Origin of the sequence: Kitasatospora sp. NPDC004799, assembly GCF_040609095.1 — a bacterium.
Classification (GTDB): domain Bacteria; phylum Actinomycetota; class Actinomycetes; order Streptomycetales; family Streptomycetaceae; genus Kitasatospora.
Genome location: NZ_JBEXJK010000335.1, coordinates 1 through 9266, shown reverse-complemented (window position 1 = coordinate 9266; position 9266 = coordinate 1). Strand labels below are relative to the sequence as shown.

General features: G+C 75.8%; 5 protein-coding genes, 1 tRNA gene and 1 pseudogene. 4 read left to right on the top strand and 3 right to left on the bottom strand.

The window, feature by feature from the left end; genetic code table 11:
• From ABZW03_RS31025 to ABZW03_RS31015, 3 genes are all read left to right on the top strand, one after another.
• The coding region (locus ABZW03_RS31025; protein WP_355265587.1) for a phosphatase PAP2 family protein at positions 1–670 on the top strand (670 nt) is incomplete at its 5' end.
• A 136-nt stretch (positions 671–806) separates the two neighbouring features.
• Entirely contained in the window at positions 807–1697 is an 891-nt protein-coding gene (locus tag ABZW03_RS31020) for a carbon-nitrogen hydrolase family protein (RefSeq protein ID WP_355265584.1), read from the top strand.
• Positions 1698–2986: 1289 nt separating this feature from the next.
• Positions 2987–3292: a hypothetical protein gene (locus ABZW03_RS31015; RefSeq protein WP_355265581.1), complete on the top strand. Its 306-nt coding sequence runs from the start codon at positions 2987–2989 to the stop codon at positions 3290–3292.
• 469 nt (positions 3293–3761) lie between these two features.
• Here the strand turns inward: ABZW03_RS31015 and ABZW03_RS31010 are convergent, their stop codons facing one another.
• On the bottom strand, positions 3762–6230 hold the full coding sequence (locus tag ABZW03_RS31010; protein WP_355265578.1) for an FtsX-like permease family protein: 2469 nt from the start codon (positions 6228–6230) through the stop codon (positions 3762–3764).
• Positions 6231–6494: 264 nt separating this feature from the next.
• A tRNA-Arg gene (locus ABZW03_RS31005) sits at positions 6495–6567 on the bottom strand.
• 163 nt (positions 6568–6730) lie between these two features.
• Here ABZW03_RS31005 and ABZW03_RS31000 point away from each other — a divergent pair.
• Positions 6731–8269, top strand: a complete 1539-nt coding sequence (locus ABZW03_RS31000; protein WP_355265575.1) for a glycosyltransferase family 39 protein — start codon at positions 6731–6733, stop codon at positions 8267–8269.
• Between the two features lie 113 nt (positions 8270–8382).
• Here ABZW03_RS31000 and ABZW03_RS30995 read toward each other — a convergent pair.
• A pseudogene (locus tag ABZW03_RS30995) lies at positions 8383–9266 on the bottom strand (D-alanyl-D-alanine carboxypeptidase); the annotation flags it as partial.

Sequence of the window (9266 nt, the reverse complement as noted above, 5' to 3'; positions counted from 1 at the left end):
GTGGCGCCCGCTGACCCGCTTCGACCAGGAGTGGATCGGCGAACTGCACATCTACGCCCGGGAGCACCGGATCTGGACCGCCGCGGTGCAGACGCTCTCGGACATCGGCGGCACCGTCACGATGCGTGCGCTGCTCGGGATCGCCGCGGGGTGGCTCTGGTTGATCGGCGCGCGGGTGCTGGCCGGCTGGGTGGCCGCCCAGGCCCTGGTCGGCTGGGGCGCCCAGTGGGCACTGAAGCTGGCCTTCGACCGCGGCCGCCCCTCCTTCACCGATCCGGTCTCGCACGCCGGCGGCCCGGCCTTCCCCTCCGGGCACGCCATGGCCTCGGCGATCACCTGCGCCGTCCTGGTCGGCCTGCTCTGGTACCGGGTCCGCCGACGCGGCCGGACCGCCGCCTGCGCGGTGGCGGCGGCCACGGTGCTGACCATCGGCTGGACCCGGATCGCGCTCGGGGTGCACTGGCCCACCGACGTGGTGGGCGGCTGGCTGGCCGCCGGCATCGTGCTGGGCGCCGTGACCGCGGTGATCCAGGTCTGGCGCCCCGGCGCGCTGGCCCGGGACGTGCGGCGGGTCAACTGGCGCACCAGACCCCGGGTGCAGCGGGTCGTCGTGTCGGGCGGACGGCCTCCGGGCGGCCCGGCCGACCAGGTGGACGAGAGCGTCCGCTGAGGCTCCGTCACCCCGCCGTCCCGACGCCCCGTTGCCCCTCGGCCGCTGCCCGTTGCCCCTCGCCCTTTGCCTGTTGCCTGTTGCCTGTTGCCGACCGGCGAGGTCCGCCGCGGGCCACAGCGCTAGCGTGACGGCCATGCCCGACACCCCTGCCCTCGTCTCCCCCGACTCCCGCACCGCGCCCGCCGGTCACCCCGAGCGGCCGCTGCGGATCGCCACCGTCCAGGCCCAGGCCGTGGCCGGCGACATACCCGCCAACGTCGCCCAGGCCGCCGAGCTGATCCGTGAGGCCGCCCGGGCCGGCGCCCGGCTGGTGCTGTTCGCGGAAAAGTTCCTCTCCGGGTACGAGCCCGAGCTGATCAGCTCCGACCCGGCCAGGTACACCGTCCAGCCCGGCGATCCGCGTCTCGCGCCGATCGCCGAGGCCTGCCGGGAGACCGGCACCGCCGCGGTCGTCGGCGCCGCCGTCACGGACGGCGCCGACCTGCGCGTCTCCGCCCTCGTTCTGGGCCCGGACGGCGGCCTCGTCACCCGCTACGACAAGCAGCACCTGTTCAAGGCCGAACGCGACTACTACCGCCCCGGGACGGCCGGCTGCACCCTGGAACTGGACGGCTGGCGGCTCGGTCTCGGCGTCTGCTACGACTCCGGCTTCCCCGAGCACGCCCGGGCCGCCGCGCTCGACGGCTGCCACGCCTACCTGGTCGGCGCGCTGTTCAGCGTGGGCCACGGCCACCACGAGTCCCGCACCTGGTTCCCGGCCCGCGCGCTCGACAACACCCTCTACACGGTGCTCGCCAACCACATCGGCCACACCGGCGGCTGGCACACCTGCGGCGGCAGCGCGGTCTGGGGCCCCGACGGCCGCCTGATCGCCGAGGCGAGCGAGGACCAGCGCGAACTCGTCGTCGTCGACCTCGACCCGACCGTCCTGCGCCGCACCCGCGAGTCCGAGCCCCTCCTCGCCGACCTCGCCCTCGCCACCACCCGCCCGCCGACACCCCGCACCCGGTTCACCCTGGCCTGAGCCGGACCTCCCGCCCCGGGCGACCCGAGCCGGCCGCGGCCCAGAGGGCCCAGCGCGAACGGCCCGGCTCGGGAGGCACGGCATCGCCACCGCCACACCCATCGGCCCGCCCCGGTGGGCAGCACACCCACGGACAAGGTGACCGAGCGGGCCCGCGGTGGCCCCGCCGTCTCGGCCGGCCCCGGCACGGAAGGCCCGCATCGCCACCGCCCCAGCCTCAGCCCCATCAGCACGGTCACGCCCAGAGCCAACACCGGCAGCACCAGTAGGCCAACGGCCCGTCCCCACAACTGAGGTGAGCGAACGGGCCAGCACCGCCGCCGCCGGCCCGACCAGAACGGTCAGGGCCAGGGCAGCCGGCACCGGCAGAACCGGCGGGCCACCGTCGTCGTGATCGAGCGGGCCAGCGGTGGCCACGCCGACTCGGCAGGACCCGGCACGGAAGGCTCAGCTCAGGAGGCCGCATCACCGCCACCAGCCCAACCAGCACCGGCGGGGTACCGACCGTCCCCACTGCCAAGGTGATCGGCCGGGCCAGCGGTAACCAGGCCGACTCGGCAGGCCCGCCTCAGGTGGCCCGCATCACCGCCACCGTTCTCACCTGCCCTACCCCGCAGGCCGACAGCACCTCGGCCGCCGGCCCGACCGCCCCCGGCACGACCGGCGGTTCAGCGCGGAGCGCACGGCTTGCGAGGCCCCCATTGCCGCAACCACGCTCACCCGCCCGACCAGCACGGTCAAGCCCAAAGCCGCCAGCACCGGCACCACCGGCGGAGCACCGGCTGTCCTCACCATCGACATGATCAATCGGGTCAGCAATGGCCACACCGCCCCAGGAGCCCAACTCGGCGAGCTTCGGCCGAAGGAACCCGGCGCGGAGGACACGGCGAGGAAGGCTCACATCGCCACCACCGCGCCCACCTGCCCGAGCTGCGGGCCGGAATCCCAACCGGCATGGCCACGTCCAGGGCGGCCCGCACCGGCGGAACCGGCGCCGCACCGACCGTCCCACCACAGAGGGGATCGCACGGGCCAGCGGTAGCCACGCTGGATCGGCAGACCCGGCGCGCAAGGCCTGCATCCCCGCCACTGCGCTCATCTGTCCCACCCTGCGGGCCGGGAGCACTGCGGCTGCCAAGCCGCCCGGGGCGGCCACCACTGGCAGGACCGGCAAGCAACGACCCGCCCCCGCCGTCGGAGTGACCGAGCGGGCCGACGGTAGCCACGCCAGCGCGGCAGGCCCAGCAGGCGAGGCCCGCATCGCCGCCACCGCCCTCACCCGTCCCACCTTGCAGGCCGACAGCACCGCGGCCGCCGGCCCGACCAACCTGGCCACGCCCAGGGCGGGCCGCACCGGCGGAACCGACGCCGCGCCGACCGTCCACACCGCCGAGGTGGTCAAGCGGGCCAGCGGTAGCCACGCCAGCTCAGCAGACCCGGCGCGCAAGACCCAGAACGCCACCACCGCGCCCGCCTGCCCGGCCCTGGGGGGCTGGAAGCACTGCGGCTACCAGGCTGACCAGGATGGTCAGGGCCACGACGGCCAGGGCCAGGAGGACCAGCGGGCCACCGCCCCGTTCCCGCCGTCGGCGTGATCGAGCGGGCCGGCGGTAGCCACGCCGGCTCAGCAGGACCCGGCGAGAGAGTCCTGCATCGCCACCACCGCGCCCATCCGTCCGCCCCAGCGGGCCGGAAGCGCCGCCTCCCCGACCAGGGCTGCCGGCACCGGCAGAGCCGGCGGGCCGACGGTGGCCACTTCGGGGCGGCAGGGTCGGCTCAGGAGGCGCGCATGGCTGCCACCGCGCTCATCCGTCCCACCCGGCGGGCCGGGAGGACCGCCGCCGCCAGGCCGACCAGGACGGTCAAGGCCACGACGGCCAGGACCGGGAGGACCGGCGGTAGCCACGCCGGCTCAGCAGGACCCGGCGACAGAGGCCTGCATCGCCACCACTGCGCCCATCCGTCCCACCCTGCGGGCCGGGAGCGCCGCCTCCCCGACCAGGGCTGCCGGCACCGGCAGAGCCGGCGGGCCGGCGGTGGCCGTGCCAGCGCGGCGGGGCCGGCTCAGGAGGCGCGCATGGCTGCCACCGCGCTCATCCGCCCCACCCGGCGGGCCGGGAGGACCGCCGCCGCCAGGCCGACCAGGACGGTCAAGGTTAGGGCGGCCAGGACCGGCAGGGCCGGTGGGGTGCCGACCGTGCCGATCGTCGAGGTGATCGAGCGGGCGGCGGCCCAGCCGTAGGCGGCGCCCAGGGCGGTGCCGACGAGGGCGCCGGCCAGGGAGAGCAGCAGGGCCTCCAGGGTGAGCATCCGGCGCAGCTGCCGGCGCGACATCCCGATCGCCCGCAGCATGCCGATCTCGCGGGAGCGTTCGCTGATGCTGAGCATCAGGGTGGCCGCGACGCCGAGGCCGGCGATGGCGACGGAGAAGGACAGCAGGGCCATGCTGACGGTCTTCAGCCGGTCCAGCAGGGAGCGCAGGGTGTCCGCCTGGGCGGCCGTGTCGGCGACGGTCACCTGCGGGTGGCCGGCGAGGGCGCGGTCCAGGGTGCGGCGGGCGGTCGGCCGGTCGTCGCCGGCGGCCGGGGTGATCCAGGCCGTGGTGACGGGCGCGGCGGGGGCGAGGCGGTCCAGGGTGGCGGGCGTCACCAGCAGGGTGGCGCCGCTCTGCAGGGTGAACGGCAGGGTGCTGCGGCCGGGCTGGAGCCGCAGCTCGACGCCGCCGGCCCGGCGCACCCCGGTCTCGCCGAGCCCGCTCAGCGCGGCGCCCTCGGTGAGCGCGCGGGCCCGGTCCACGTCGTCCGTCGAGGAGTTGAGCCGGGTGGGGTCGACGGCGGCGACCACGGTGGGCCGGCCGTCGAGGTCGACGGTGGCCGAGCGGACCGGGACGACGGTCAGCCCCCGCTCGGCGCCGAGCGCGCCGAGCGCCCCGGCGGGCAGGGCACCGCCCCCGGCGGCCGCCGCCGAGAAGACCCCGGGCTGGCGCGCGGACACCACGGGCACCAGCGACCGCGAGGTGATGTCCAGCGCGGTGACCGCGCCGACCATCACGGTCACGCCGAGCAGCAGCGCCGAGCCGGTGGCCCCGGTGCGGCCGGGGTTGAGCCGCAGCTGCTGGGTAGCGAGCCGCCCTGCCGTACCGCCGAGCCGCCGGGCGGGCCGGCCCAGGACGGCGACGACCGCGGGCAGCACCCGGTGGGAGAGCCGCAGCACCCCGAAGAAGCTGGCGATCGCCCCGACGGTGACGGCGAGCAGCGACAGCGGCGGCGGGGTCACCGTCCCGGCCACCAGCAGCGCCGTGCCCGCGAGCAGCAGCCCGGCGGTCCACACCGCGGCCCGCACCCGGGCCGCCCCGCCGGCCGGCGCGGGGGTGCCGCCGAGGGCGGCGACCGGCGGCACGGCCGCGGCGGCCTTCGCCGGGCCGCGGACGGCCAGCAGGGTCAGCAGCACGCCGAACAGCCCGGCCAGCAGGCAGGTCAGCGGGGAGGGCAGCAGCGACAGGTGCACCGGTCCGAGGTCGAGCCGGCCGACCACGGCGGTGCCGAGCGCGCCGAGCCCGACCCCCAGCAGCACGCCGGCCGCCGAGGCGCCCATGCCGAGCAGCAGTCCCTGGCGGCGGATCAGCCGGCGCAGCTGCTGCCGGTCGGCGCCCACGCAGCGCAGCAGGGCGAGCTGGCGGGTCCGCTGGGCGAGCACCACCGTGAAGGTGTTGCCGACCACCATCCGCGCCACCGCGAGCGCGATCAGGACGAAGGAGAGCGCGGCGACCAGCACCACGCCGTACATGGTGCTGCTCTGCCGGGTCGCCTCGGTGACCGAGGCCTCGCGGGTGTGCACCTGGGCGCCGGGGCCGAGGGCGGCGCGCAGGGCGTCGACGGTCCCCGCCCGGGAGGCGTCGGGGGCGACCCTGACGTCGAGTCGGTCGGCGGTGACACCGGTCGCCCAGCCGCCGACCGCCCCGGCCGGGACGCCGATGATCGGGACTCCGGCGAGGCTCGGGGCGCCCCGCTCGTCCAGGGTGCCCACCAGCCGGGCGGTGGCGGCCGTGCCGTCGGCCCGGGTCAGGTGCACCTCGGCGCCCACGGCGGCGTCCAGCCGGTGCGCCGTCCCGGTGTCGAGCAGCACCTCGCCGGGGCCGGCGGGCCAGCGGCCGTCCTTGAGCAGCTGCCAGCGCAGCGCCGGGTCCTCGGCGACGGCGCTGACCGCGGCGCTCCGGTCGAGCGGGTGGCCGTCGGCGGCCAGCACGGCGCCCCTGCCGGTCAGCCGCGGGGCCGCCGCGGCCACCCCGGCGGTCCCCCGCACCCGCTCCGCGGCGGCCGCGTCCAGCCCGCCGGCCGCGGCCTTCCCGGTCACCTGGATGTCGCCGGGGCCGACCTCGGCGGCCGCGGTCTGGCGGTAGGAGTCCACCAGCGCCCCGCTGCCGCTGACGGAGGCGATCAGGAAGGCCACCCCCAGCGCGATCGCGGCACCGCTCAGCAGCAGTTGGCGCAGCTGGCCGCGCAGCTCGGCCACGGTGTATCGGTACGTCGTCATGGCTCCCCGGCTCGTCCGCCCTGACCGGGAGGGATGCACCGGCAGGGGTCTCGTCGAGCCTAGGAGCGGAGCGGCCACGGTCCGTCAGCACGAGGTCTGCTTCATGATCACTCCGCGGGCGGACGGCCGCCCCGGCCGCCTCCTCCCCGAGGGGTACCCCGCCCCCGACTCCAGTGGCACGGGCGGTCGGCGGTGGCCCCCCGGGAACGCCGCAGGCCCTCCTGCCCGAAGCGGGCGGAGGGCCTGTGACCTGCGCTTTCACTGTGCCCCAGACAGGAATCGAACCTGCGACACCGGCTTTAGGAGAGCCGTGCTCTATCCCCTGAGCTACTGAGGCGCGGCCCGGGTGCTGCCAGGCCGTTCACAGCGTACCGGATCGGGGGTGGGGCGCGGGGTGACGGAGGGGATGCGGGGGCCCGACGGGGTGTCAGGGCGGGTCAAGTAGCCTGCCGGGCAGGGTGGGATCCGCCCCGGCACCGCGTGAGGAGACGAAGGACCCGATGAAACCTGCTGTGCGCCCGGTGGGTCGGCTGTTGGGGCAGGTGTGGCTGTGGCCCGCGGTGGTGATGCTGGCGGTGGGCGGGTACCGGCTGGGGACGCCGGACCTGTGGCGGGACGAGATCGCGACCTGGACGGTGGCCACCCGCTCGCTGGGCGACCTGCTGCGGCTGCTGCAGCACGTCGACGCCAGCAACGGCGCGTACTACCTGCTGATGCACGGCTGGACGGCGGTGTTCGGCGACTCGACGGTGTCCCTGCGAATACCCTCCGTGCTGGCGATGGCCGGGGCGGCGGCGCTGGTGGCGCTCACCGCCCAGCGGCTGTTCGGCAGCCGGGTGGCGGCGGTCGGTGCCGGGCTGCTGCTCGCGGTGCCCCCGGAGATCTCCCGGTACGCCCAGGAGGCCCGCTCCTACGCGCTGGTGACCTGCGCGATCGCGGCGGCCACGCTGTTCCTGCTGCGGGCGCTGGAGCGGCCCGGCTGGCGGCGCTGGGCACCGTACTGCGCGGCCATGGCGCTGGCCGGCGCCGGACACCTCATCTCCTTCAGTACGGTCGCCGGGCAGGTGGCGCTCCTGGCGCTGCACCTGTGGCGCACCCGCCCGGAGGCGGACCGGCGGCTGCTGTGGCAGTACCCGCTGGCGGTCGCGGTGGCGGCGCTGCCGGTGCTGCCGGTGGTGCTGCTGGGCAGCCGGCAGTCGGACCGGCAGCTGGGCTGGATCCCGACCCCCTCGATGCGCGGCCTCGCCTGGTTCGGCGAGCGCCTGTTCGGCTCGGACCTCGCGTTCTACGCCTTCCTCCCGCTGGCCCTGCTGGCGCTGGCGCTGCCCGGCCGGCGGCTCCAGGCCTGGCAGGCGCTGCTGCTCGCGGAGCTGCCGGTGGTGAGCGTCTGGCTGGTGTCCCGGCTGGGCGACACCTCGTACTTCCTCGGGCGGTACCTGCTGTTCACGGTGCCCGCCTGGGCCGTCCTGGCCGGCGGCGGCGCCGGGGCGGTGCACCGCGCGGTGACGGCCCTGGCCCGGCGGCGCGGCCGGGCACCCCGGGGGACCGTCGCGGCCGCCGGGCTGCTGACCGCCGCGCTGCTCGCGGCACCGGCCGTGGCGGCGCTGCCCGAGCAGCCCCCGGTGCGGTACGTCGGCTCGCACAACGGCTCGGAGGAGCCGTTCAAGGCGGCGGCCCGGGAGATCTCGGCCGGCTACCGCGCCGGGGACGGGCTGGCGGCCCCGCTGGGCGACCAGTCCTGGGCGATGGCCTGGCAGGGCGTCGACTACTACCTGCCCTCGGAGGTGCGGCCCTACCCGGTCTTCGTCGCGCAGAGCGCGGAGGACGCCGAGGAGCTCTCGCCGGTCCCCTGCCCGCGGCCGGAGGACTGCCTGGGCGGGGTGCCCCGGATCTGGCTGCTGGTCCTCGGCGACACCGGGGACCCGCTGGGCGCGATGCCGACGGACCAGGCCCAGGTGCTCCGCACCCGGTACGGCGACCCGGACCGGGTGACACCGCTCGGCGGGCTCACCCTGGCGCTGCTCGACCGGGACGTCTAGGAGGGGAGAAGTCGTCCGGGCGGGAGAACGCGGGACGTCCAGGACAGCGGAAAGGGGGAAGGGGAGCCGGTGCGGACCGGCTCCCCTTCCCCTTTCCTCCGCGCTTCAGCGGCTCACAGGGTGCGCAGCAGCCGGGACTGGATGGACGGCGGGTTCAGGTCGGACTGGAGGGCCACCGGGACCTCCAGCTTGTCCTCGCCCGCGCCCACCCGCAGCACGCCGACCTCCTTGCCGGCGAACTCGGTGTGGCCGACCTTCGAGGCGTCCAGGGTGATCGTGCCGGAGATGCCGGGGAAGCCCGCCACCACCAGGTCCTTGGTCGCGACGAGCGCGACCTTGCCGCCGAGCCCGTCGTCGACCGAGCCGACGACGTCGCCCTTCTTCACCACGGTCTGACCGGTCACGCCGTTCTGCGCGGCCTGGATCTGCTTGCCGCTGACCTTCAGCACGGTCGCCAGGATGTCCTCGCCCGGGTTGGGCCCGGTGGCCGGCTGGCCCAGGGTGACGCCGAGGATCATCCGCTTCACACCGCCGATCTCCTTGTACGCGGCCCACATCAGGCAGCCGCCGGCCGGGGTGCTGGAGCCGGTCTTGACGCCGATGACGCCGGTCTTCGGGTTGATCAGGTTGTTGGTGTTGGGGATCTTCACGTTGTTGAAGTTGGTCTCCGAGGTGGAGACGATCTGCCGGAAGATCTCGTCCTGCATGACCTGCTCGGCCAGCTTCAGCTGGTCCTTGGCGGTGGACTTGGTGTCCGGGCTGAAGCCCGCCGGGTCGGCGTAGATGGTGTTGGCCATGCCGAACTTGGACGCGGTGTCGTTCATCAGCTTGACGAACGCGTCCTCGGAACCGGAGTGGTAGCGGGCGAGCAGCCGGGCCACGTTGTTGGCCGAGGGCAGCATCAGCAGCTCCAGCGCCTGGTACTCGGTGAGCACCTGACCCTCGGTGAGCGTCACCCGGGACTCGTCCTTGTTGCCGGACTCCTGCGCGGCCTGCT